Source organism: Sphingomonas sp. 67-41 (assembly GCF_001899725.1).
Classification (GTDB): Bacteria; Pseudomonadota; Alphaproteobacteria; order Sphingomonadales; family Sphingomonadaceae; genus Sphingomonas; species Sphingomonas leidyi.
In genome coordinates this window covers 45,376-68,264 of record NZ_MKWJ01000031.1, presented here as the reverse complement: position 1 = coordinate 68,264, position 22,889 = coordinate 45,376, and the positions used below count along the sequence as shown (strand labels likewise).

The 22,889-nt window shown below is 68.9% G+C and carries 23 protein-coding genes; 7 read left to right on the top strand and 16 right to left on the bottom strand.

The window, feature by feature from the left end:
• Positions 1-31 precede the first annotated feature (31 nt).
• A complete protein-coding gene (locus tag BGP17_RS20920; RefSeq protein WP_167297832.1) occupies positions 32-724 on the top strand; it encodes an EI24 domain-containing protein in 693 nt (230 codons plus the stop codon).
• Entirely contained in the window at positions 721-1,104 is a 384-nt protein-coding gene (locus BGP17_RS20915; protein WP_286713480.1) for a hypothetical protein, read from the top strand. The genes BGP17_RS20920 and BGP17_RS20915 overlap by 4 nt, the downstream gene beginning before the upstream one ends.
• Positions 1,105-1,129: 25 nt before the next feature.
• Here BGP17_RS20915 and queG read toward each other — a convergent pair whose 3' ends face one another.
• The gene (gene queG / locus BGP17_RS20910) at positions 1,130-2,176 is read right to left on the bottom strand and encodes a tRNA epoxyqueuosine(34) reductase QueG (RefSeq protein WP_286713479.1); all 1,047 of its coding nucleotides are present in this window, start codon (positions 2,174-2,176) and stop codon (positions 1,130-1,132) included.
• Between the two features lie 80 nt (positions 2,177-2,256).
• Here queG and BGP17_RS20905 point away from each other — a divergent pair, with 80 nt between their 5' ends.
• The 4 genes from BGP17_RS20905 to msrB all read left to right on the top strand — a co-directional run bounded on the left by BGP17_RS20905 (position 2,257) and on the right by msrB (position 6,331).
• Positions 2,257-3,183 (top strand): ABC transporter ATP-binding protein, encoded by a 927-nt coding sequence (locus tag BGP17_RS20905; RefSeq protein ID WP_286713478.1) that lies wholly within the window; start codon positions 2,257-2,259, stop codon positions 3,181-3,183.
• Positions 3,180-4,412 (top strand): ABC transporter permease, encoded by a 1,233-nt coding sequence (locus BGP17_RS20900; protein WP_167297828.1) that lies wholly within the window; start codon positions 3,180-3,182, stop codon positions 4,410-4,412. Before BGP17_RS20905 ends, BGP17_RS20900 begins: the two co-directional genes overlap by 4 nt.
• Before the next feature lie 144 nt (positions 4,413-4,556).
• Positions 4,557-5,798: a cytochrome P450 gene (locus BGP17_RS20895; RefSeq protein WP_286713477.1), complete on the top strand. Its 1,242-nt coding sequence runs from the start codon at positions 4,557-4,559 to the stop codon at positions 5,796-5,798.
• Positions 5,799-5,848: 50 nt separating this feature from the next.
• Positions 5,849-6,331, top strand: coding sequence for a peptide-methionine (R)-S-oxide reductase MsrB (msrB, locus tag BGP17_RS20890; protein WP_167297826.1), 483 nt, complete (start codon positions 5,849-5,851; stop codon positions 6,329-6,331).
• A 54-nt stretch (positions 6,332-6,385) separates the two neighbouring features.
• Here the strand turns inward: msrB and BGP17_RS20885 are convergent, their stop codons facing one another.
• Positions 6,386-6,952, bottom strand: a complete 567-nt coding sequence (locus tag BGP17_RS20885; protein WP_380926146.1) for a CHAP domain-containing protein — start codon at positions 6,950-6,952, stop codon at positions 6,386-6,388.
• Between the two features lie 421 nt (positions 6,953-7,373).
• On the opposite strand from BGP17_RS20885, the gene BGP17_RS20880 reads away from it, so the two are divergent.
• Positions 7,374-7,925 carry a hypothetical protein gene (locus tag BGP17_RS20880; RefSeq protein ID WP_086128509.1) on the top strand — a complete coding sequence of 184 codons (552 nt, stop codon included), beginning with the start codon at positions 7,374-7,376 and terminating at the stop codon, positions 7,923-7,925.
• A gap of 48 nt (positions 7,926-7,973) precedes the next feature.
• Here BGP17_RS20880 and BGP17_RS20875 read toward each other — a convergent pair whose 3' ends face one another.
• From BGP17_RS20875 to BGP17_RS20810, 14 genes are all read right to left on the bottom strand, one after another.
• On the bottom strand, positions 7,974-8,708 hold the full coding sequence (locus BGP17_RS20875; protein WP_380926145.1) for an extensin-like domain-containing protein: 735 nt from the start codon (positions 8,706-8,708) through the stop codon (positions 7,974-7,976).
• Positions 8,705-9,448, bottom strand: coding sequence for an NUDIX hydrolase (locus BGP17_RS20870; protein WP_286713476.1), 744 nt, complete (start codon positions 9,446-9,448; stop codon positions 8,705-8,707). Before BGP17_RS20870 ends, BGP17_RS20875 begins: the two co-directional genes overlap by 4 nt.
• Before the next feature lie 124 nt (positions 9,449-9,572).
• Positions 9,573-10,604: an SMP-30/gluconolactonase/LRE family protein gene (locus BGP17_RS20865; RefSeq protein WP_286713474.1), complete on the bottom strand. Its 1,032-nt coding sequence runs from the start codon at positions 10,602-10,604 to the stop codon at positions 9,573-9,575.
• Between the two features lie 104 nt (positions 10,605-10,708).
• Positions 10,709-11,734 carry a sulfotransferase gene (locus BGP17_RS20860; protein ID WP_286713472.1) on the bottom strand — a complete coding sequence of 342 codons (1,026 nt, stop codon included), beginning with the start codon at positions 11,732-11,734 and terminating at the stop codon, positions 10,709-10,711.
• Entirely contained in the window at positions 11,718-12,092 is a 375-nt protein-coding gene (locus BGP17_RS20855; protein WP_167297821.1) for a hypothetical protein, read from the bottom strand. The genes BGP17_RS20860 and BGP17_RS20855 overlap by 17 nt, the downstream gene beginning before the upstream one ends.
• Complete coding sequence (locus BGP17_RS20850; protein ID WP_286713471.1) at positions 12,089-12,289, bottom strand: hypothetical protein; 201 nt, start codon at positions 12,287-12,289, stop codon at positions 12,089-12,091. The genes BGP17_RS20855 and BGP17_RS20850 overlap by 4 nt, the downstream gene beginning before the upstream one ends.
• Positions 12,286-13,650, bottom strand: coding sequence for an arylsulfotransferase family protein (locus tag BGP17_RS20845; protein WP_167297819.1), 1,365 nt, complete (start codon positions 13,648-13,650; stop codon positions 12,286-12,288). Before BGP17_RS20845 ends, BGP17_RS20850 begins: the two co-directional genes overlap by 4 nt.
• 90 nt (positions 13,651-13,740) lie before the next feature.
• Positions 13,741-15,075 carry a sensor histidine kinase gene (locus BGP17_RS20840; protein ID WP_286713469.1) on the bottom strand — a complete coding sequence of 445 codons (1,335 nt, stop codon included), beginning with the start codon at positions 15,073-15,075 and terminating at the stop codon, positions 13,741-13,743.
• The gene (locus BGP17_RS20835; protein ID WP_167297818.1) at positions 15,072-15,797 is read right to left on the bottom strand and encodes a response regulator; all 726 of its coding nucleotides are present in this window, start codon (positions 15,795-15,797) and stop codon (positions 15,072-15,074) included. Before BGP17_RS20835 ends, BGP17_RS20840 begins: the two co-directional genes overlap by 4 nt.
• Positions 15,798-15,854: 57 nt before the next feature.
• Positions 15,855-16,241: an OsmC family protein gene (locus BGP17_RS20830; RefSeq protein ID WP_286713467.1), complete on the bottom strand. Its 387-nt coding sequence runs from the start codon at positions 16,239-16,241 to the stop codon at positions 15,855-15,857.
• Positions 16,242-16,372: 131 nt separating this feature from the next.
• Positions 16,373-17,773, bottom strand: coding sequence for an efflux transporter outer membrane subunit (locus tag BGP17_RS20825; protein ID WP_286713465.1), 1,401 nt, complete (start codon positions 17,771-17,773; stop codon positions 16,373-16,375).
• 53 nt (positions 17,774-17,826) lie between these two features.
• Positions 17,827-21,021, bottom strand: coding sequence for an efflux RND transporter permease subunit (locus BGP17_RS20820; RefSeq protein WP_167297815.1), 3,195 nt, complete (start codon positions 21,019-21,021; stop codon positions 17,827-17,829).
• 79 nt (positions 21,022-21,100) lie between these two features.
• Positions 21,101-22,375 (bottom strand): efflux RND transporter periplasmic adaptor subunit, encoded by a 1,275-nt coding sequence (locus tag BGP17_RS20815; RefSeq protein WP_286713464.1) that lies wholly within the window; start codon positions 22,373-22,375, stop codon positions 21,101-21,103.
• Positions 22,372-22,761: a hypothetical protein gene (locus BGP17_RS20810; protein ID WP_208413353.1), complete on the bottom strand. Its 390-nt coding sequence runs from the start codon at positions 22,759-22,761 to the stop codon at positions 22,372-22,374. Before BGP17_RS20810 ends, BGP17_RS20815 begins: the two co-directional genes overlap by 4 nt.
• Positions 22,762-22,889: the final 128 nt, after the last annotated feature.

The following is a 22,889-nucleotide window of genomic DNA, read 5'->3' as shown; positions in this document are numbered from 1 at the left end:
GACGCCCTAGTGGCGGGCAATAGAGGATGCAATGATTCAGGCCTTCTTCCTGTCGCTGGGCCAGCTGTTCGACCGGCCGATACTGGCCGTCTTCGTCAAGTCCGTGATCCTGACATTGGTGCTGTTCGCCGCGGCGAGCGTCGGCCTCTGGTTCGGCATGCATGCACTGGCCGACGGGATCGCGGCATGGCTGGGGGGCTGGAGCGGCTCGGACGCCTTTGCCGACATCGCCACGATCCTGATCGTGCTCGTCGCCCATTGGCTGATGTTCCGCGCCATCGCAGTAGCGGTGATCGGCATCTTCGCCGACGAAGTGGTCGCCGCGGTGGAGAGGAAACACTATCCCGGCGCCCATGCCCGGGCGCACGACCTGCCCCTTGGCCGCGCCCTGGCGATGGGCCTGGGCTCGGCGCTGCGGCTGATCGGCGTGAACCTGCTGCTCTCGCCGCTCTATCTGATCCTGCTCGTCACCGGCGTGGGCACGGCGCTGGCCTTTTTCCTGGTCAACAGCTGGCTGCTCGGCCGCGACCTGGGCGACATGGTCGCGGCGCGGCACATGCGGCGCGACGAACTGCGCGGCTGGCGGCGGCGGACCGGCGTCGGCCGCTTCGCGCTGGGCGCGGCGGGCACCGCGCTGTTCCTCGTCCCGATTTTGAACCTGGTCGCCCCGGTACTCGGAGCCGCGATGGCCACCCATGCATTCCACCGCGGGAGGCGGGCATGAAGAGACTAGTCCTGATCGGTATGCTGGCGCTCGGCGCCTGTGGCGAAGGCGGCGTGATCCCCCCGCCGCGCGCCGGCTATGTCCCGGTGCCGAGCGCCCGGCCCGCGCCGGGCCCGGCCGCGGGGCTGCCCGCCAATCTCGGCGCGTTGCGGGGTGCCACCGCGCCCGGGCTGATCGCGCGCTTCGGCAAGCCCCAGCTCGACATGAGCGAGGGCACCGCCCGCAAGCTCCAGTTCGCCGGGCCGATCTGCGTGCTCGACACCTATCTCTATCCCCAGAAGCGCGGCGAGCCGGTGGTGACGCATATCGACGCCCGCCAGCGCGACGGCCGCCCGATCGACGAGGCAAGCTGCGTGGCGGCGCTCAGCGGCGGACGGTGATCTGACGCTGATCCAGGGTAGAGACTCATCCGGCCAGCCTCGTCAATGCCCAGGCGGCCGCCTCCCGCACCGTCTCGTCAGGGTCGTCGAGCAGCGCGCGCACCGGCGCGACCAGCGCCGCGCTGCCGCTGTTGCCGGCCGCGATCAGGCAGTTGCGCATCATGCGGTCGCGCCCGATCCGCTTGATCGGCGAGCCGGAGAACACTTCGCGGAACCCCGCATCGTCGAGCGCGAGCAGGTCCGCCAGTGCCGGCACGGTCAGCTCCGCACGCGGCGCGAAGGCCAGGTTCGCCTGGGCGGCGCGCGCGAACTTGTTCCAGGGGCACACCGCCAGGCAATCGTCGCAGCCATAGATGCGGTTGCCGATCCCCGTGCGGAATTCCTCGGGGATCGGCCCCTTGTGCTCGATCGTCAGGTACGAGATGCAGCGCCGCGCATCGAGCCGATAGGGTGCCGGGAACGCATCGGTCGGGCAGGCCGTCTGGCAGGCATCGCAGCTGCCGCAAGTGGTGCGCACCGGCGCATCGGGCGCCAGCTCCAGCGTGGTGTAGATCGCGCCGAGGAACAGCCAGCTGCCATGGGTGCGGCTCACCAGATTGGTGTGCTTGCCCTGCCAGCCCAGCCCCGCCGCCTCGGCCAGCGGCTTTTCCATCACCGGCGCGGTATCGACGAACACCTTGAGTTCCGTGCCGGGTGCGGCGCCGACCAGCCAACGGCCCAGCTCCTTCAGCCGCCGCTTCATCACGTCGTGATAATCGGCACCCTGGGCATAGGTGGAGATGCGGCCGACCTCGCCCTCCCCCGCCAGGGCGAGCGGATCGGTGCGCGGCGCATAGCTCATGCCGAGCGAGATCACCGACTTAACCTCGGGCCACAGCCCGGCCGGGCGCTCGCGGTGGTGCGCGCGCTCCTCCATCCAGAGCATCGAGCCATGGCGCCCCTCCTCCAGCCATTGGCGCAGCCGCTCGGCGGTCTTCGGCGCGGCGTCGGCGCGCGCGATCCCGCAATCGGCGAACCCGATTTCCGCCGCTTTGGCCTTTATTCGTGCTTCCAATGGCTTGTGCTGTTCCACGCGGACCCGCTACCACGTTTCCGCAGTTTACGGCACCAGCCCGCTCCCGGCCTGGCCGAGACACCGACGGAGACGCTCTTTTGTCTGGCGAATTGGCCGTAAGCGCCCGGGGACTCGTCAAATATTTCGGAGATCGGCGCGTCGTCGACGGCGTCGACATCGCGGTTCCCAAGGGGCTCGTCTATGGCGTGCTCGGCCCCAATGGCGCCGGCAAGACCACGACGCTGCGCATGTTGCTGGGCATCATCGAGCCGGACGAGGGCGATCGGAACATGCTGGGCCGCACCCATCCGCGCGACGCCAGCGACCTGGTCGGCTATCTGCCCGAGGAGCGCGGCCTCTATCCCAACATGAAGTGCCGCGAGGCGATCGCCTTCATGGGCGCGCTGCGCGGCCTGCCCTGGGCGACGGGGCGCAAGCGCGCCGACACGCTGCTCGACAATGCCGGCCTCGGCCATGCCAAGGACGAGAAGATCCGCAAGCTCTCCAAGGGCATGGCGCAGCTGGTCCAGCTGCTCGGATCGGTGGTCCACGAGCCCGAGCTGCTGGTGCTCGACGAGCCTTTCTCCGGTCTCGATCCGGTCAACCAGGAGAAGCTCGAGAAGCTGATCCGTGCCGAGCGCGATCGCGGCGCGACGATCCTCTTCTCCACCCATGTCATGGCCCATGCCGAGCGGCTGTGCGACCGGCTCTCGATCATCGCCGGCGGCAAGGTGCGCTTCGAAGGCACCGTGAACGACGCCCGGGCGACGCTGCCGATGAAGGCGCACTACACGCCGCACCACAATGTCGAGGGTGCGCGCGCGCTGCTCCCCGCCGATGCCGAGCGCGAGGGCGATGGCTGGCGCTTCACCCTGCCCGCCGGCGGCGTCGAATCGCTGCTCGTGAAGCTGATCGACGGCGGCTACGGCGTCTCGGGCCTGTCGATCGAGCGGCCGGGGCTGCACGACGCCTTTGTCCGGATCGTCGGCGCGGATGCCCTTGTGGATCAGGAGGAAGCGGCGTGAGCAAGTTTTCGCGCATGCTGCGCCAGGCGCTCACCGTCGCGCGCCGCGACTTCACCGCCACGGTGTTCACGCCCACCTTCCTGCTCTTCCTGCTCGCCCCCGTGCTGATGATCGGCTTCGGCACGGTCGGCGGGATCGGCGCCCAGTCGATCGTCGGCGACGATTCGCAGATGCGGATGGTGGTGATCGCGCCGCCCGCCCAGGCGCCGACGCTGATCGAGACCGACCAGCAATTGCGCAAGCTCTTTCCCAAGAAGAGCGAGCTGATGCCGCCCCCGCTCACGATCGAGGCGCCGACCGGCGACCCCGCCGCCCAGGCGCGCGCCTATTTCGACAACGACAAGGTCGATACCGCGGCGGTGCTCTATGGCCCGCTCGACAAGCCGGAGGTGCTCTATGCAAGCCGCGGCTGGACCGAGGCGCAGTTCCTCTCGCAGCTGGCCGAGCAGAGCCTGCGCGCGCAGAAGCTGGGCAGCGCCGCCCCCACCAGCACCGTCACCCAGACGGTGGTGAAGCGCGGCCAGGGCTCGCCCAGTGGGCGCGGCCAGGCCGCCTCGATCGGCGTGTTCGCGATGTTCTTCCTCACCCTGTTCCTCTCGGGCCAGGCAGTGGGCACCATGGCCGAGGAGCGCTCGAACAAGGTGATCGAGATCCTGGCCGCGGCCGTGCCGCTGGAAAGCGTGTTCTTCGGCAAGCTGATCGGCATGTTCGGCGCCGCGGTGCTGTTCGTGCTGTTCTGGGCGACGATCATCATCAACGCGACCCGGCTGCTGCCGCCCGAGATCGCGGGCAGCTTCCCCAGCCTGGTCGCGGCGATCGGCGCGCCAACCTATGCGCTGCTGTTCATTGCCTATTTCACCATGTCCTACATGCTGCTCGGCGCGATGTTCCTCAGCATCGGCGCGCTGACCTCCACCCAGCGCGAGCTGCAGATGCTGTCGCTGCCGATCACCATCTTCCAGATGATGATGTTCGGCCTGGCGCTCGGCGCGGCGACGCGGCCCGGCAGCTGGATCGAGACGGCGGCACAGGTCTTTCCGTTCAGCTCGCCCTTCGCGATGATCGGGCTGGCGGGCAGCGCGCCGGCGATCTGGCCGCACCTGCTCGCACTGGGCTGGCAGGCGCTGTGGGTGGCGATCATCATCACCGTGGGGGCGCGCGTGTTTCGCCGCGGCGTGCTCAAATCGGGCAGCCCCAAGCGCCGTACGAAGATCGAGGCGACGGCCTGAGATCAGGACTATTCAACGAACCCGTCATCCCCGCCTTCGCGGGGATGACGACTATTTGCGTAACGGCCCTGCTCCGGCCGTTTCTCACTATTGACACTTCTGTCAATTAGGCGTTTCCTCCCTGCAAAAGGCAGGAGAGGCAGCATGGCTACGCTCGCGACCGAAACCGGAATTCCCGGAACCCAGACCGTCGATCCGCTCGACGTCAGCCGGCCCGAACTGTATCGCGACGATGTCTGGCAGGCCCCGTTCCGCGAGCTGCGCGCCCGGGGCGGGATCTATCATTGCGAGAACAGCGCCTTCGGCCCCTATTGGTCGATCGCCACCTACAAGCCGATCGTCCAGGTCGAATCGCTGCCCGACATCTATTCGTCCGAGGCCGGCGGCATCACCATCGCCGATATGCAGGAAGGCGACATCAAGATGCCGATGTTCATCGCGATGGACCGGCCCAAGCACACCGATCAGCGCCGCACCGTCGCCCCCGCCTTCACGCCGAGCGAGATGGTGCGGATGACCGACAATATCCGCATGCGCACTGCCGAGATCCTCGATTCGCTGCCGGTGGGTCGGGAGTTCGACTGGGTCGACAGCGTCTCGATCGAGCTGACCACCCAGATGCTCGCGCTCCTGTTCGACTTTCCCTGGGAGGAGCGGCGCAAGCTCACCTATTGGTCGGACTGGGCGGGCGATATCGAGATCGCCAAGGATCCCGTCCGCAAGGAGGAGCGGCGCCAGATCCTGTTCGAATGCGCCGCCTATTTCGGCAATCTCTGGCAGGGCAAGCTGGGCAAGGAGCCGAGGCCGGACCTGATCTCGATGATGATCCATTCGGATGCGATGAGCCACATGGATCAGATGGAGTTCCTCGGGAACCTCATCCTGCTGATCGTCGGCGGCAACGACACGACGCGCAGTTCGATGAGCGCCTTCGCCTGGGGGCTCGAGCAATTCCCCGACGCGCGCGCGAAGCTCGAGGCCGATCCGGGCCTGATCGGCAATGCCACCCAGGAGATCATCCGCTGGCAGACGCCGCTAGCGCACATGCGCCGCACCGCGACGCAGGACACCGAGCTGGACGGCCACAGGATCCGCGCGGGCGACAAGCTCGGCCTCTGGTATCTCTCGGCCAATCGCGACGAGAGCGTCTTCCCCGATGCCGACCGGATCATCGTCGACCGCGAGAACGCCCGGCGCCACCTCGCCTTCGGGCACGGCATCCATCGCTGCGTGGGCGCCCGGCTGGCCGAGCTGCAGATCGGCGTGCTGATGGAGGAGATGGCCAGGCGCCGCCTGCGCGTGAACGTGCTGCGCGAACCCGAACGCGTCGCCGCCTGCTTCGTCCATGGCTACAAGAAGATGGCGGTGGAACTCAGCCGCTATTGAGCCATCGCCGGGACTGGACGCGGCCCGGGCGCCTCCCCACATCCCCTCCCATGGAAACCAGCCGCCGCGCCTTGCTCGTCGTCGCCGGCCTGGGCACGCTGACCGCCGCATGCGGCGGCGCGCCGGCCGAGGCCGCGCAGAAGTTCGAATTCACGCGCAGCGATGCCGAATGGCGCAAGCGGCTGAGCCCCGCCGCCTATCGCGTGCTGCGCCAGGGCGCGACCGAATACGCCTTCTCCAGCCCGCTCAACAACGAGCACCGGGCCGGCACCTTCGCCTGTGCCGGCTGCGCGCTGCCCCTGTTCAACGCGGCGACCAAGTTCGACAGCGGCACCGGCTGGCCGAGCTTCTGGCAGCCCTTGCCCAACGCCGTGATCACCCGCGCCGACAATTCGCTCGGCATGCGCCGCACCGAAGTGCTGTGCCGCCGCTGCGGCGGGCACCTCGGCCATGTCTTCGACGACGGCCCCCGGCCCACCGGCAAGCGCTATTGCATGAACGGCGTGGCGCTGGCGTTCGTGCCGAAGGCGTAGACATGAAAAGGCCCGGACGATGCCGGGCCCTTCCATTCCACGCTGTCGAGGCGATCAGCCCGCGTCGGGCGTCTCGTTCTTCGCTTCCGCCATCAGGTCGCTGAGGTCGAGGTCGAGCGACGGCTTGAAGTCGTCGTCGAGGTCGTGCGGCGCGCCGCCCGAATAGATGAAGCCGTTGACCGGATAGACCGAGGTGCCCAGGCCGCCCATCGGCGCGAACCAGACCTTCACTTCGCTCCAGTCGCCCTCGGGCGAGACGTCGACGGCGCGGACGTTGCGCTCGATGCCGCCGGCACGCGACCAGTTGGCATGGGTGAGCAGCACTTCGCGCTCGCTGATGACCTGGCTGACCATCGCGACATGGCCGAGCGGCATGCGGGCGGTACGCTGGAACGACATCACCGAACCGACCTTCGGGGTCTCGCCGCGCTGGTAGCGGCCGGCGGCCTGGGACCACCAGGTCCAGGCATTACCGTGAATGTTCACTCCGGAGATTTCGCGGGCATAGGGCGCGCACTGCCAGAAGGTACGGCCCTTGGCCGAAGCCGCCTGGGGGGCGGCCATCATCAGGGTGCAAACAGCCATCAACGCGAAACGCGCTGCGAAAACACGGAAATTCATGGACCCCCCGGTCAGGAAGCAGTCTGATGAACAGCGACTGACCAGATCATGGAACGGAAGTATAGGCCCGCGGCCGGTCGATGGGACGAACCGTTGCGACGAGTCGATGACTTGCGGATTCGCTCCCGTTTGCGGGGAACCGGGGCCGCGAACCCGCCGCCGAAGCACCCGGGCCGCCCTGCCGGGCCTAGGTGCTAACCCGGACCCGGATACGCCCCGGATGGGCAGCTCCCCTCTGCAACCCCATCAGTATGCGCAGTTTTCCACAAGCGGGACTTCGGTTTATCGCATGCATGTTGCGCCGCGGAATCAGTTGGTTTCCTATAATGAACAGGGGACGACGACTGGTTCAGCGGCTCGTTAACCATATTGTCGCAGTATCGGTCTCGGAGGGTCACGATCTGGGCGGGAGTATTGAACCATGGGAGCAAGGGCGAAACCGGCGGAAGGCGCGATGACGCTGGCCGAAATGAAGGAATTCGCGGGTTTCAGCGCGGCGACGCAGCGCTATGTGCGCCGCTCGCTCGACATCGGGCTGGACCGCGACGACGCGATGGCGCGCTGGTCGCGCGACGTGGTCGAGGCCGCCAGCATCCGCGCCCAGGCGCATGTCTATGAGCGCCTCCACGAAGTGCGCGCGCTGATGCCCGACGACAGCGACTTCGACTCCATCGAGCCGTTCATGTCGCCGCTCGTCGCCATCGCCGCCTTCGACCTGAGCCAGGGCCGCCTGACCAGCTTCTCGAGCTTCCGCTTCCTCTACGAGCGGCTGATCGGCGCCGAAGTGCGCCCCTGGCTCCCCTCGGCCTTCTGCGCCGCTGCGGCGCTGCCGCATCTCCATCCGGACCTGCGCCGCAAGCTGCTCCAGTCGATCAGCGAAGCCGCGGCCACGGCTTCGGGCTGGTCGAACCGCCAGCCGAGCTTCTATCCGGCCTGGGTGGAGAAGGTCGACACGGCGTCGCTCTCGCATTGATTTCCCATTCCCCTCTCGCTTGCGGGAGGGGATCCCTTCGCCGCCTTCCTACCGGCAGGTCCGCCACCCCCACTCCCCTCGCTCCGCTTCGTCGAGGTGCAGATGGTCGCGGTGCGCCGCATTGTAGTCCGGCGAGAGCACCGTCGAGAACAGCTTGCAGGCGCCGGTGCGCACGTCGCGCAGAAAGGCGGCTTTCCCGCCCCCTTCCTCCCAATCCTCCGCCACGCCGATCCGCGTCCCGTCCGCCAGGCGGAAGGCGGCGATGTCGATCGCATCGGCAGTCGCATGCTCGCTCCAGTCGCCGGCGCTGCGGCCGTACATGCGACGGCAGGAATAGCTGCCGAGATGCTCGATCCGCACCACCGCCGCGCCGAAATGCCGCTGCGCGGCGGGCTGTACGATCTCCCATTCCCAGAGCGACAGCGCCGCGGCGACCGGGCAGGAGGTGCCGGGGGAGGCCGGCGCGAAGGCGATCCCCCGCGATCCGCCGGGCGCGAAGCGCACCCCGTCCGCATAGCCGCATTGCGGCGCGTCGCCGGAAACCCTGGCGAGCGCCGCGTAGCGCACCCCGGCGGCACGCAGCAGCGCCCGGCACCGGGCATAGTCGCCGGTCAGCCCGGCCAGCTTGCGGCCGGTGAAGATGCCGATCTGCCGGCGCAGGTCGAGCCGGGTCCAGGGCAGGTCCTGCGGCCGGTTGCGCAGCGCGGCCCAGGTGAGGAACGATCCGCCAAGGAGCACCGCGAACAGGATCGCCGCCATCACGGCGCGGCGCACCCGCCTCACATGCGGATCGCCTGATCCAGGGGCTGGGCGGCGACCGGGTAGCCAAGATCGTCCGGAATGCAGAGATGGCGTTCGCCGTCGCGCTCCTCGATCCAGGGCGTGACGGTGCGGATCGGATGCGCGCGGGCATCGGCGACGGCATCCTCGTAGCGCGCGAACAGCGCCAGCCGCTCGAGATTGCGGCGCGTGGGAAAGATGATGTGCGCCTCGCCCCGATCGGCGGCGTCGAGCACCGCGCGCGCGCTCGCCCAGAAGACGCGGACATTCTCGTTGCCATCGACCTGCGGTTCGGCTCCTTCCGGCGCGCGGGCAAGGTAGAAGCGCGTGTCGAAGACCTTGTGGTGCACGCCCCGGGGCAGCCAGCGCGCGAAAGGCACCAGCCGGTCCAGCGCGAGCGCGGCGCCGGCTTCGTCGAGCAGATCGCCCATCGGCTCCCCGGCATAGAGGCGCTGGCGCAGCGCGGGCATGTCTCCCGCGGGGTCGAGGCCGATGGCGACGCCGGCTTCCTCCAGCGTCTCGCGGATCGCGGCGATGCGCGCGGCATTCTCCTCGACATCGCCGGCATGAAGGGCGGCCAGGACGCAATCGCCCGGATCGACGCGGCCGCCGGGAAAGACCAGCGCACCACCCGCGAACGACATCGCCGCCGCGCGCTCGACCATCAGCAGCTCGGGCGGCCCGTCGCGGGTCTCGCGCATCACGATCACGGTGGCGGCGGGAATCGCCTGTTCGTCGGTCATGGAAGGAGTTTAGGTCGTGCAGGAGGGGATGGACACCCAATTCCCGAGGGCGGGGCGAGGAGGATCGTGGAGAACCGGGGATAGCGGCGGAAAGCCGGTGGGACGGAACCGGATCAGGCCCGCCTCACCATCCCGCCATTCGGAGCCGCACCCTTGCCACCCTGTCGGACGACGTGACGAACAGCGTTCGGCCATCCTCGCCGAAGCAGCAGTTCGCGGCCGCCTTGCCCGTCGCGATCAGCCCCAGCTTCCTGCCGTCGGGCGCAATCACGTAGATGCCGCCCGGGCCGCTGGCGAACAGGTGGCCGCTCTTCGCCACCTTCATCCCGTCGGGCAGGCCCGGCAGCTTGCGCGCCGCTTCCGCCGAGAAGTCGACGAACGGCAACAGCGGGCCTCTTGCCGAACCGTCCGCCGCCAGTTCGCAGTGGAAGATCCGTGCATCCTCGGGATCGGACTGGCTGACATAGAGCCGGTCGAGCCCCGGCGAGACGCCGATGCCGTTCGGCCGCTTCAGGCTCTTGTCGATCAGGCGCAGGTCGCTGCCGTCGGGATTGACGCGAAAGACGCCGTTGAACGCCAGCTGCTTGCGCGGCGAGGCGTCTCCCTCGGCCAGGCCATAGGGCGGATCGGTGAAGTAGATGATCCCGCCCCGCCCGATCGCCAGGTCGTTGCAGCTGTTGAACTTCCTGCCCTCGAATGCGCCGGAGACGATCGTCTTCCGCCGGGTCGCCAGATGCACCCGCGCGATGGCGCGCGTGCCCGAATCGGCCATCAGCAGGTCGCCGCGGGCATCGAGCACCATCCCGTTCGAGCCCGCCTCGCGCACCCCCGCCGGGATCGGCCCGGCCAGGCCCGAGGGGTTCAGGAACGGCCTGGCGCCCTCGCCCGCCCGCCAGCGATACGCGATATTCGCCGGCACGTCGGAGAAGAGCAGATAGCCGCCCCGCCGCACCCACACCGGCCCCTCGGCCCATTTGAAGCCGGTGGCGATCACTTCGATCGGGCTGGCCGTGTCGATCAGCGCGTCGAGCGCCGGATCGAAGCGCGTGATGCCCCCGATCCTCTCGCCCAGCGCCACCCCGGGCGCCAGGGGCAGCGCCGCCATGCCGGCCAGAACCGCGCGCCGTGTCGTCTCGGTCATTCTCTGCTCCGTCATGCCCACGGGATCGCCCGACCCTGGCGGTATATCGCCTCGATCCACTCCATGTCGCGCAATCCTTCCGCACCCGGGCCGCGCCGCGGGATGCCGGACCCGCCCGGTCAATCGAAGCGCGCGCGGAAACAGGCGCGAAGCGCCGCATGCGTTTCCGCCGCCCTTGCCAGCAATGCCGGATCGGCTTCGGCCTGGCGGGGGTCGGGCAGGCGCAGCGCGGCGGCATCGATCGGCGCCTCGACCAGCACCGCGAGCCGGGGGGCATAGTGGCGCGGACTGGCGCACAACGCATCATAGTCGAGGAACAGCTGGCGCTCCTGCACCCGGGCCGGTGCCGAAAGCAGCGCCTGGTGCACGCTGTCCCACAGCTTCAGCCAGTAATCGACACGGGTCGCGTCCTCGTCGCGGCCAGGCGCGCCGTCGAACAGGAAGGGCCGGTGATCCGCGCCGAACTCGTGATGGCCGAGCCAGGCCATGAAGCGGCGGCGGAACGGGTCCTCCCGCGCCAGCATGGTCGCCCGGCGATGCTGCGACAGCAAGGACAGCGCCTGTTGCAGCGGATCGCGGAACGGATGGACCAGAAGGGCGTCGGGAAAACCGGCGGCGAGCCCCTCTAGGCGCAGGATATTGTTGTTGTTCTTCGATAGATAGCGAGTGCCGCCCTGGCAGAGGAGCACCAGGCGCACATAGTCGCCAAAGGCGGCGAGCGTGTCTGCCTGGGGTGCGACCGGGGCCAGTCCATCGCGGCGCAGATAGCGGCTTCCCTCGCGCGTGCGCCAGAAGACCTCCTCGATCGCCTCGGGGCTGTCGAGATCATGGGTCAATCCGTCGCCATGGCCGCGCTCGCTGGCCTCGACATGCCGCTTGCCGCCCAGCCTGGCCCAGCTGTTCGGCGCGAGCGGAAACGGAAGGTCGCGATAGGACGGCGCGGCGAAGCTGCCGCCCCGGTGGAGCAGCCGGGTGAGGATCGAAGTGCCCGCGCGCGCCAGCCCGGCGATGAACACCGGGCGCCGAATCGGCACCGCCGCGATCCGCTTGCGGTGGGTGGCGCGCTCGATGTCGAAGGTCGCTTCGAGCAGCGCGGGCGAACCCAGGGCGATGCGGTGGAGGAGCTTGTCAGCCCCGCTGTACACGCGGGATCACCTGCCAGCGCAGCACGGCATAGCCGAGCGTGAAGGGCATCAGTGCCAGCCTTGCCATCCAGTCCGACCGGAAGGCGGCGATCTCCGGCCAGTTGGCGTCCAGTGCCAGCACCACCAGCACGGGGGCCGCGGTGGCGAACAGCAATCCGCCTGCACGCATCGCCCGCACGAACATACGGCCCGAAAGTATCCGGAGCGCCCGTTCCTTGCCCCAGTCGGAAACGCCCCTCCGGGCGAGCAGCCGCATGGCATGCTGCCCACAGGCGGCGAGCGCGCGAAAGGCCGGGATCAGCGGCAAGGCGCGCGCCAGTTCGAGCATCGCGACGACAGCGAGGAAGAACAGGATCACCGGGCACGCCCGCGGATGCGGCGGACCAGCCGCTTGATCGGGTACCAGACGACCGAGACGATCGCGAGCAGGATCGAGCCGATCAGCCCGAAGGCGACTCCGATCGCGCCCAGGCCCAGCCCCGGGCCGGTATAGGCCTGGGCCGCGAGCGGCGCCGAAAGGGCGAGGACAAGCGACAGGAAACGAAGGGTTTTCACGAGCATTTGGCATTCACCGTAGCTTGAATGGCCGGGCCATCGGTGGTGGGATCGAGATAGCGTGCCCAGGAAAGGGCCATGCGCCGCTCGGCGGAATCGGCGGAGATGTAGCGCCAGCGCACCGCGCCCTGGGGCGACATGCGGACGAGGCGCCCCTGCTCGGTCTCCTCGATCATCGCATCGCCATTGGCGAGCGGCGTGCCCCGCCCCTGGGCGCGGGTGGCGATCCGGTTGGCGGCGAAGCCCCGCTCCCAGGGCGAGCTGGTCGCCCCGCTGGAAAGGTCATGGACGAGCAGGCGGTTGTGCCCGTTCACGCGCTCGTCGGGATAGCCCATCAAGGTGTTGTTATCGAACACCGAAATGCGATGATCGTCGAGGATGCTGACATCGTGCTGGAAGCGCCACGGGCCGATCTTCCACCACAGGATCTCGCCGGTGGCCGGCCGGTAGAGTGCGATCAGCGAGAGGTTGCGGATGCTGAGGAACAGGTCCCCCTTCTTCCAGAAACGGCCGTCCGCCATCGCCGGCTGGATGTCGTTGAGATGGAAGGGATCCTGCACATAGGGCCGGCCGCGCCACAGCTTCGCCAGTCCGTTGCGCTCGAGGATGTCGGCGATGCGGTCGACGTTGCGCAGTCTCCCCTCGGGCGAGACCCGCGCCACCGCATCGTCCCAGAAGTCGGGCTTCACCCCCGGCTCGCGCGGCACCGGGTAGCGATAGGGCACCCAGAGATCGCCGTCCGGGCCCAGCTCGGTGGAATGGCTGAAGATGCCGTCCAGCGACCATAGCAGCTTGCCGCAGGCGTCGTAGCGGGCAAGCGGCGAGCTGTCGTGCAGCACCAGGCTGCCATCGGCGAGCAGCAGCGGGTGCATCAGCCGGTTGCGCGCGGCGTTCTTGTCGCGATGCACGTCGGTGAGCGCGGAAGCGAAGCGCGAGCGGGCATTGGCCGCGTCGACATCGGGTACGAACTCGCGCACCACCGCGCCGTCCGCGAGGCGGACCAGCTGCACCACCGATCGCTTGCGGCGGGGTTCGAAGGGCGAGATCAGCGCATAGCCGGCATCGACGAATCCCGGATCGCGGGAGAAGCCGCCCGGCAGCTTCTCATAGGCGCCGTGGAAATAGGGCGCGTTGCTGCGGAACAGGTGCTGGATCGTGTCCGGCACGCGCGCCAGCGTGATCGCGACGCGGCCGACCGTGCCCGCCTTCTCCCATCCGTCGACGATCGCGCCCGTGGCCATCGCCGCGAGCGGAACGAACAGCAGCACCAGGATCAGGCTCCACAACGGCACGGGCCGGGCAAGCAGGCGCTCCAACGCGCTGCCTTCCGCTTCGACCCGAACTCGCTGATCCCGACCCATTCGCCCTCCCCAGTCGGGCATGTGGTTCGACGGTGCGGGTGTCGGCGGGATTTCGGTACGTCGCTGGCAGGTTTCCGCTTTGTGGCCGTGTTAGACGGGCAAGGTCACCAGCGCGGAAAGGCCGCCCTCCTTCCGGTTGCGGATGACGAGGTCGCCGCCATGCGCGCGCGCCACCGCGCGGGCGCTGGCCAGGCCCAGGCCGATCCCGCCGGTATCGCGGTTGCGCGAACGCTCGCCGCGGAAGAAGGGCTCGAACACGCGATCCAGGTCTTCCGGCGGCACGCCCGGCCCGTCGTCGCACACTTCGATCAGCGCCTGGCCATCGGCCTCGACCAGCGAGACTTCGGCGCTCCCGGCATATTTGAGCGCATTGGTGACGAGATTGTTGAGCATCGCCTTCAGCGCTGGCGAATTGCCCTCGACCACCACCGGGCCTCCCGGCGCAAGCGTCACCGGCGCGCCGCGATCGCTCATGTCATCGGTGACCGTCTCGGCCAGCGAGCGCAGGTCCAGCGGCTTGCGCACGCCCTGCTTGGTCGTGTCGCGCAGATAGCTCAGCGTCGCGGAGATCATCGCCTCCATGTCGCGGATGTCGCCTTCGCAGGCCTGGCGCAACGCGTCGGGCGCCGCCTCCAGCCGCAGTCCCAGGCGCATCAGGGGCGTGCGCAGGTCATGCGCGACAGCGCCCACCACGGTGGCACGATCATCGACATAGCGATTGAGCCGGGCCTGCATCCGGTTGAACGCCGCCGCGGCATCGGCGATTTCCGTCGGCCCCTCGATCGCGATCGGCGCGGCGCGGGGATCGCGGCCGAGCCGTTCGGCGGCTTCGGCAAAGGCCCCGATCGGCTTGGCGATGCGGTGAGCGAGCGCCCAGGCAAAGGGCGCGACCGCCGCCGCGGACAGGATCAGCCACCACAGCACGAACAGGCGCCACGGCTCGAAGCTGTGGTTGGAATCGATCAAGGTCCACTGCCCATCGTCCTTGCGGAACGCGGCGGAGAAATCGCCGATTATCACCACGGCCCGCGCCGCCTGATCGCTGGCCGGCGGAACGGCGCGCGGCACGCTGGCGCGATCATAGATCTTCTCGCGCTGCATGAACGGCGTGGGGAAGCCGATCCGCACTCGCTCCACCGGCACTTGCAGCGCCTTGGCCAAGGCAAGTTCGATGCGCTCGCTCCGGGGATTCCAGGGAGCCGGCTCGATGAACGCCGGGTGGGATATCAGAAGATCGCTGTCCGGATCGCCGATGCCGCGCATCGCATTGGCGATCTGCCCGACGCTGTAGACCTTGGTCGACGGCGTCTGCACCGCGATCAGCAGGCCGAGATTCATCAGCTGGGTTATCGCCACGCAGGCGACCATCAGGACGAAGACGCGCAGGAACAACGGGGAACCCGCACCCCCGCGCCGCGGTGTCACGCGCGCACCACCTTGGGCACGAACAGATAGCCTTCGTTGCGCACGGTGCGGATGATCTCGTCGCCGCCCGAGCGCAGCTTGCGGCGCAGGCGGCTCACCTGCACGTCGATCGCCCGGTCATAGGCATCCGAATCCGGACCACGGGCCGCGGCGAGCAGCGCCTCGCGGCTCAGCACGCGGCGCGGACGCTCGATGAACACGCGCAGCACCGCGAACTCGCCATCGGTGAGGCCGACCAGCACGCCGTTGGGATCGAACAGCTCGTGACTGCCGAGGTCGATGCGCCAGCCCTCGAAGACATAGACGTCGCCGCTCTCGTTCGTGGCGATCGCGCCGCGCTTGCGCAGCGCCGCGCGCACGGTGGCGAGGATCTCGCGCGGGCTGCACGGCTTGGGCAGATAATGGCCGGCGCCGACCTCCAGGCCCAGGATGCGATCCTGTTCCTCGCCAAGGGCGCTCAGGAAGATGATTTCCGGCCCATCGGCGCGCGCGATGCGGCGGCAGGCGGAAAGCCCGTCCTCGCCCGGCATCATGATGTCCAGGATCACGAGATCGACCGGGGTGCGCGCGAGGATCTGGTCCATGTCGCGCGTGCTGGACGCCGTCTCGACCTTGTAGCCCCGCGAACCGAGGCTGTTCGCCAGCAGCATGCGGATGTCGCGGTCGTCGTCGACGACGAGCAGGGTCGCCGAATCGTCCTGGGAAGTCGCGGTAGCAAGCATGGTTTCAGCTTCTACGACAAAATGCGTCTATGGTGTTGCGCGAATTTGTAACAAGATTCACCCGAGCCTGGTCGCGATCGGAACACCCCGCTTCAAAGTGAGCGTCACCGGCGTCCTTTCGGCGATTTCGGCGAGGCGGGCATTCTGCTCGGCATCGGTGCCGGTGATCGTCAGGATGCGCTCGATATTGAGCGTCTCGCCCTGGCCATGGAGGAACAGGGCGACCTCGATATTCTCCACCGGCCACGCCTTGCGCTCGGCGTACATGCGCAGCGTGATCGCGGTGCAGGCGCCCAGGCTGCCCAGCAGCAGTTCATAGGGTGCGGGCCCGGCATCGCCCCCGCCCCGCGCTTCGGGCTCGTCGGCGACGAGGCCGCGCTTGCCGAAGCTGATGTCCGTGGCATAGGGCGCGGCGCGCCCGATCTTGGCAATGGCGTGAGTCATGCCGGCAAGACTAGGACGGTATAGTCGTTCCGTCATCCCCGCGCAAACGGGGATCCAGAGCGCAGGCGCTGTCCTTCCTGGCTCCGGACCCTGCCTGCGCGGGGATGACGTAGGGAGAAGAGGGCAGGCCCTCAGCTCTTCTGCCAGCCCCCGCCGAGCGCGCGGAACAGGTCCACCTGCGTCTCGGCGATGAAGGCATCGGCCTGTGCCAGGTCCGCTTCGGCATCGGCGAAGGTGCGTTCGGCATCGAGCAGGGCGAGCGAATCGATATCGCCCTCGCGCTGGCGGGCGCGGGCAATGTTGACCGCCGCCTCGGCCTCGTTGCGCGCCGCCTGGAGCGCGGTGCGCCGGCCCAGCGCATGGCCATAGGCGGAGAGCGCCGTCTCGGTCTCCTGCAGCGCGTTCAGCACCGTGCCGTCGAAGGTGGCGAGCGCGACCTTGCTGTCCGCTTCCGCCCCGGCGACGCGCGCGCGGGCCGGGCCGGGGTTGACCGCCCAGTTGATCAGCCCGCCAAGGAGCCAGCGCAGCGGGCCGGCGCCGAACACGTCGCCGAAATCGGTGCCGGTCGATCCGCCCGAGACGCCGAGCGTGATCCGCGGATAGAGGTCCGCGGTCGCCACGCCGATCCGCGCGGTGGCGGCGGCCAGGCGGCGCTCGGCGGCGCGGATGTCCGGCCGGCGCGCCAGCAGCGCGGCGCCGTCGCCGACCGGGATCGGCTGGCCGAGGCGCAGCGTCGTGCTGCGCGCGCCCGCCACCGCCGGCAGATCGGCAGGCGTGCGACCGGTGAGCGTAGCGAGGCGGAACAGTGCGGCATCGCGCGCGGCCTGGAGCGCCGGCACCTCGGCCTGGCGCTGGTTGCGGAGCGCGCCGATCCGGGCAGTGTCGAGCCGGGTCGCCAGGCCCACGCCGCGGCGGCGCTCGGTCAGGTCGATCGACTGGTCGAGCAGCTTGACGATATGCTCGGCCACCCCCAGCCGCTCGGCGGACGAAGCCGCATCGGCATAGGCGCGCGCCGTCTCGGCGGCGACGATCACGCGGACCGCGTCGGCATCCGCCTCGGCCGCGCCGACATCGCCGCGCGCTGCCTCGGTGCCGCGGCTGAGGCGACCGAACAGGTCGGCCTCGTAGCTGACGCTAAGCCCGGCATCGACCTGCCAGTCCTCGCGCGGCGCGCCGGGCAGGCGCTGGGCCGCGGGCAGGCGCCCGTAATTGGCGCCGGCGCTCAGGCTGGCCTGGGGCAGTTGGTTGGCCCTGGCGCCGCGCAGCACCGCGCGGGCCTTCTCGATCCGCGCCACGGCGACGCGGATATCGGTGTTGGCGGCCAGCGCGTCGGCAACGAGGCTGTCGAGCACCGGATCATTGTAGAGCCGCCACCAGTCGCCCTGGACGGGCGCGGCGGTCACCGCCGGATTGGCCGCGACGAAGGTGCCGGCCGCGGTCTGGGGCGGCGTCGGCGCGACATAGTTCGGACCGGCGGCACAGGCGGCGAGCGCCAGGGCCGAGGCGGTTGCGAGGAAGATACGGTAGGTCATTTCATTTCCTCCTTCCCGCCGCTCCGGGACGGGCCCGGAGCGGCGGCAGGGTTTCACTCGGCGGGCTGCAGCGCCGGCTCGTGGCCGCCTTCGTCGACTGCCTTGCGGTTGCCGCGCATCCTGGCGATGCGATCGCCCAGCGCGCGGCAGACGACGTAGAAGGTCGGCGTGAAGAGCAGGCCGAACGCCGTCACGCCCATCATCCCGAAGAACACCGCGGTGCCCAGCGCCTGGCGGAGCTCCGCGCCCGCCCCGCTCGCGATCAGCAGCGGCACGGCGCCGAGGATGAAGGCGAACGACGTCATCAGGATCGGCCGCAGGCGGTCGCGCGCGGCACGCACCGCGGCCTCCACCGGCGACAGCCCATCCTGCACTTCCGCCTGGTGGGCGAACTCGACCACGAGGATCGCGTTCTTGGCGGCGAGCGCGATCAGCACGACCAGGCCGATCTGCGTGAGCACGTTATTGTCCATGCCCCGCAGATTCACTCCGGCCATCGCCGCGAGCAGACACATCGGCACGATCAGGATGATCGCCAGCGGCATGGTCAGGCTCTCATATTGCGCCGCCAGCACCAGGAAGACGAACACCACCGCGAGCGCGAAGACCAGCCCGGCCGTGCTGCCGGCCGCCTTTTGCTGGAAGGCGATGCCGGTCCATTCGGCGCCATAGCCGGCGGGCAGTTCGCTCGCGAGCTTCTCCATCGTGTCGAGCGAAGCGCCCGAGCTGTAGCCCGGTGCGGTATCGCCATCGACTTCCACCGCCGGGAACAGGTTGTAGCGCGTCACGCGGTACGGGCCGGTCTTGTTCTCGAAGGTCGAGACCGAGCCGATCGGCACCATCGCGCCCGAGTTCGAGCGGGTCTTGAGGTTGGCGATGTCCGCCTCGGTCGCCCGGAACGGCGCATCGGCCTGCGCGGTCACGCGATAGGTGCGGCCGAGCATGTTGAAGTCGTTCACGAACGCCGAGCCGAGATAGACGTTCAGCGCCTCGAACACCCGCTCCGGCGGCACCCCGAGCATGTCTGCCTTGCGCCGGTCGATATCGGCGAAGACGCGCGGCGTCGCGGTGTTGAAGAAGGTGTAGATCTGCTTGAGGCCCGGAGTCTGGTTGGCCTGGCCGATCAGCCCGAACGCGGTCTTGCCCAGCTCGTCATAGCCATGCTCGGCGCGGTCCTCGATCATCATCCGGTAGCCGCCGGCCGAGCCGATGCCCTGGATGACGGGCGGCGGGACGACCAGCAGCATCGCCTCGTTGATGTCGGCGGTGCGCTGGCGCGCCTCGTTCATGATCCCGTCAAAGGTGACCCCGAGCTTCTTGCGCTCCTCGAAGGAGAGCAGGGGCACATAGGCGGCGGCCGAGTTCGGGGCGAGCGTCTGCGACGGGCCGTCGAAGCCGGCGAGCATCACCGATCCCTTCACGCCCTTGATCGGGAGGATACGGGCGACGACCTTGCGCATCACTTCGTCCGTCCGCTCGAGCGACGAGCCCGGCGGCAGCTGGATGACGGTGAGGAAATAGCCCTGGTCCTGCTGCGGGATGAACCCCACCGGCGTCACCCAGAACATCCCGATCGTCGCGGCGATCAGGCCGACATAGGTGAGCATCATCCGCTTCGGCCGGGTGACCAGCACGCGGGTGAGCTTGGCATAGCCGACGCTCATCCGCTCGAAGCCGGTGTTGAACGCATCGGCGCCGCGGCGCACGATCCGGCCGATCGGTCCCCGGGGTTCGCCCTCGTGATGCTGCAGCAGCAGCGCCGCCATGGCGGGCGACAGGGTGAGCGAGACGAGCAGCGAGATCGCGGTCGCGGCCGAGATCGTCACGGCGAACTGCTTGTAGAAGGCGCCCGACAGGCCGTTCAGGAACAGCGTCGGCAGGAACACCGCGAGCAGCACCAGCACGATCGCGACGAGCGCGCCGGACACTTCGTCCATCGAAGTGCGCGCCGCCTGGAGCGGAGTCATCCCTCGCGCCAGGTTGCGCTCGACATTCTCCACCACGACGATCGCGTCGTCGACGACGATGCCGATGGCGAGGACGAGGCCGAACAGCGAGAGGTTGTTGAGCGAGTAGCCGAGCGGCAGCAGCACCGCCATCGTGCCGATCAGCGAGACCGGGATGGCAAGCACCGGGATGATCGCCGCGCGCCATTTCTGGAGGAAGACGATGACGACGAGCACGACGAGCAGGATCGCCTCGCCCAGCGTGTGATAGACCGCGTCGATCGACTGCGCGATGAACTCGGTCGGGTTGTAGATGACGCGATATTCCAGGCCCTTGGGGAAGTTCTTGGACATCGCCTTGAGCTGATCCTGCACCGCATTGGCAGCGGCGAGGGCGTTCGAGCCCGGGCGCTGGAACACGGCGAGGATCACGGTCGGCTTGTTGGAAAGATAGGTGTTGGACGAATAGTCCGCCGCACCCAGTTCCACGCGCGCCACGTCGCTCACCCGCACCTGGTGCCCGTCGGCATCGGTGCGGATCACCACCTGGCCGAACTGCGCGGGATCCTTCAGGCGGCCCTGCGTCTCGATATTGAGCTGGAAGGCGTTGCCCGTCGGCGTCGAGCCCGGCTGGCCGAGCGTGCCGGCGGCGACCTGGACGTTCTGCGCGCGCAGCGCCTGGACGATGTCGCCCGCCGTCAGGTTGAGCGCGGCGGCGCGGCCCGGATCGATCCACACGCGCATCGCATAGTCGCGCGCGCCGAACATGCGCACGTCGCCCACGCCTTCGACACGGGCGAGGCGGTCCTTCACCTGGGTCAGCGCATAGTTGGAGATATATTCGCGATCGACGGAGTTGTCCGGCGAGATCAGGTTCACGACCAGCAGGAAGTCCGGCGTGGTCTTGCGCGTGACGACGCCCAGACGCTGCACTTCCTCGGGCAGGCGCGGGATCGCGACCGCGACGCGGTTCTGCACCAGCACCTGCGCGGAATCGAGATTGGTTCCCGACTTGAACGTGACGGTGATGGTGACGTTGCCGTCGCCGGTCGATTGCGACGACTGGTAGAGCATGTCGTCGACGCCGTTGATCTCCTGCTCGATCGGCGCGGCGACCGTCTCGGCGACGGTCTCGGCCGAAGCGCCGGGATAGGAGGCGGTGACCGTCACCGTCGGGGGGACGATGTCGGGATATTGGGAAATCGGCAGCGCGAGATAGGCGATCGCACCGATGATCGTGATCACGACCGCGATGACGGCCGCGAAGATCGGGCGCGTGATGAAGAACCGCGAGAGGCGCATGGGGCCACTCCTCGAAAAAGAGGTCTGAAACGAAGAAAGTGTCAGCCGCCGGACCCTGGGGAGATCCGGCGGCTGACGGTCAACGGGCGAAGGTTGCTTCGCCCGTCACCGGCGCCGTGAGGGCCGGCGCCTGACTGGTTGCGGTCGGCGCGATCTTGCCGGGCTTCGGGTTCACCTTGCCGCCCGGAGCGGCGAACTGGGTACCCGAGATCACCACCTTGTCCTGGGCGGTCAGGCCGGAGCGGACGATGCGCAGGCCGTCGACCACGGGCCCGAGCGTCACCGGCTTGGGCGCGACGGTGCCGTCCTTGCCCACGGTGAGCACGAGCTTGCGGGCCTGGTCGGTCTGGATCGCGGTGTCCGGCACCATCAGCGCCTGGGTGGTGCCGCCGGCCGAGAGGCGCATGTTGCCGAACATGCCGGGCGTCAGGAACATGCCCGGATTGCTCAGCACCGCGCGGCCGCGGATCGTGCCCGACTTGGGATCGAGCCCATTGTCGGTGAAGTCGAGCTTGCCCTTCCACTTATAGTCGGTCTCGTCCTGCAGGCGGATCTCCACCGGCGATTCCTGGGCGCCGGTTTCCTTCGCGCGCTTGGTCTTGAGGAACAGGGCCTCCGAACCGTCGAAGGTGAAGTAGATCGGATCGAGCGCGTTGATCGTGGTCAGCAGCGAACCGCCCTGCCCCTCGCCTGCGGCCACCAGGTTGCCCGGATCGACGCGGCGGTCCGAGATGCGGCCGGCGATCGGCGCGCGGACCTGGGTGAACTCCATGTCGAGCGCGCGGCTGCGCACCCGGGCCTGGGCCGCAGACACCGACGCACCGGCGGCGCGGACGCGGGCCTGGAGCCGCTCGACATCGCTCTTCGACACCGCCTCGACCGAGACGAGACGCTCGGCGCGACCCAGGTCGGAGCGGGCAAGCGCGAGATCGCTCTCGGCACTGGCCAGCCCGGCGCGCGCTTCGGCCAGGGCCGCCGCGAACGGGCGCTGGTCGATGGTGAAGAGCAGCTGGCCCTTCTGGACGATCGCACCGTCGGTGAAATGGACGCCGGTGATCGCCCCCGAGACGCGCGGACGCACCTCGACTGCGCGGCTCGGCTCGAACCGGCCGACATAATCGTCCCATTCGTTGACGTCGCGGACCAGCGGGGTGGCGACCGTCACCACCGGCGGCGGCGGCGCCGCCATCGCGGCGGGCGCGTCCTTGCTGGCGATGCTGAGGCCGGCGGCGACCAGCAACACCGGCAGCGCGACGAGGCTGCCGCGCTGCCACAGCGGCATGCGGCGAAGGCGATCCGAGACGCCCGGCTTGTTGTCGCCCGTCTCGGATTCGATGCGCGTGATCATGTTCATTGGAATCGCTTCCCCTGATTCAGGGCTGCCCGGCCGCGGCTGATGGAGGCGAGCAGCGTTTCATATTGGTCGGGCGTGAAGCCCGCTTCGTGGAAGGCGCGGATCTCGTGGCGGGGCACGGCATAGCCCTTGTGCCAGGCGAGCACCGACATGCGGCGCAGCGCCTCGAGTTTCTGGTCCGCTAGTTTCGGATTGGGCACCTCGCCCCCGAAGATCACGCCCAGCGCCACCGAGAGGCGACCGGGCTTCTCCAGCGACGCCAGCCGGTCGTGCTGCGCGATCGCGACGACTTGCCATTCGAGCGCGGAAAAGCCGCTGACCGGGAGGACATCGGCAGGCACCGCGATCGGGCTGCCCTGGAGCGCGGCGAAGTTGAGATAGGCCATGATCGTCTCCTCCTGCTTGTTGCCCGGCGGAAGGCAAAAGCCTCCCCGTGCCGCGCGGAACGGTTTCCGCCGGCATTTCCGGTCATCCCCAACCGGCACGAGACGAGGCTTTCGCGCAGACGCATGTG

Coding starts and splice junctions, on each gene's coding strand:
- BGP17_RS20920 (WP_167297832.1), top strand. CDS start 32: ATGATTCAGGCCTTCTTCCTGTCGCTGGGCCAGCTGTTCGACCGGCCG.
- BGP17_RS20915 (WP_286713480.1), top strand. CDS start 721: ATGAAGAGACTAGTCCTGATCGGTATGCTGGCGCTCGGCGCCTGTGGC.
- BGP17_RS20895 (WP_286713477.1), top strand. CDS start 4,557: ATGGCTACGCTCGCGACCGAAACCGGAATTCCCGGAACCCAGACCGTC.
- msrB (WP_167297826.1), top strand. CDS start 5,849: ATGGAAACCAGCCGCCGCGCCTTGCTCGTCGTCGCCGGCCTGGGCACG.
- BGP17_RS20885 (WP_380926146.1), bottom strand. CDS start 6,952: ATGAATTTCCGTGTTTTCGCAGCGCGTTTCGCGTTGATGGCTGTTTGC.
- BGP17_RS20880 (WP_086128509.1), top strand. CDS start 7,374: ATGGGAGCAAGGGCGAAACCGGCGGAAGGCGCGATGACGCTGGCCGAA.
- BGP17_RS20870 (WP_286713476.1), bottom strand. CDS start 9,448: ATGACCGACGAACAGGCGATTCCCGCCGCCACCGTGATCGTGATGCGC.
- BGP17_RS20865 (WP_286713474.1), bottom strand. CDS start 10,604: ATGACGGAGCAGAGAATGACCGAGACGACACGGCGCGCGGTTCTGGCC.
- BGP17_RS20845 (WP_167297819.1), bottom strand. CDS start 13,650: ATGGGTCGGGATCAGCGAGTTCGGGTCGAAGCGGAAGGCAGCGCGTTG.
- BGP17_RS20835 (WP_167297818.1), bottom strand. CDS start 15,797: ATGCTTGCTACCGCGACTTCCCAGGACGATTCGGCGACCCTGCTCGTC.
- BGP17_RS20830 (WP_286713467.1), bottom strand. CDS start 16,241: ATGACTCACGCCATTGCCAAGATCGGGCGCGCCGCGCCCTATGCCACG.
- BGP17_RS20825 (WP_286713465.1), bottom strand. CDS start 17,773: ATGACCTACCGTATCTTCCTCGCAACCGCCTCGGCCCTGGCGCTCGCC.
- BGP17_RS20820 (WP_167297815.1), bottom strand. CDS start 21,021: ATGCGCCTCTCGCGGTTCTTCATCACGCGCCCGATCTTCGCGGCCGTC.
- BGP17_RS20815 (WP_286713464.1), bottom strand. CDS start 22,375: ATGAACATGATCACGCGCATCGAATCCGAGACGGGCGACAACAAGCCG.
- BGP17_RS20810 (WP_208413353.1), bottom strand. CDS start 22,761: ATGGCCTATCTCAACTTCGCCGCGCTCCAGGGCAGCCCGATCGCGGTG.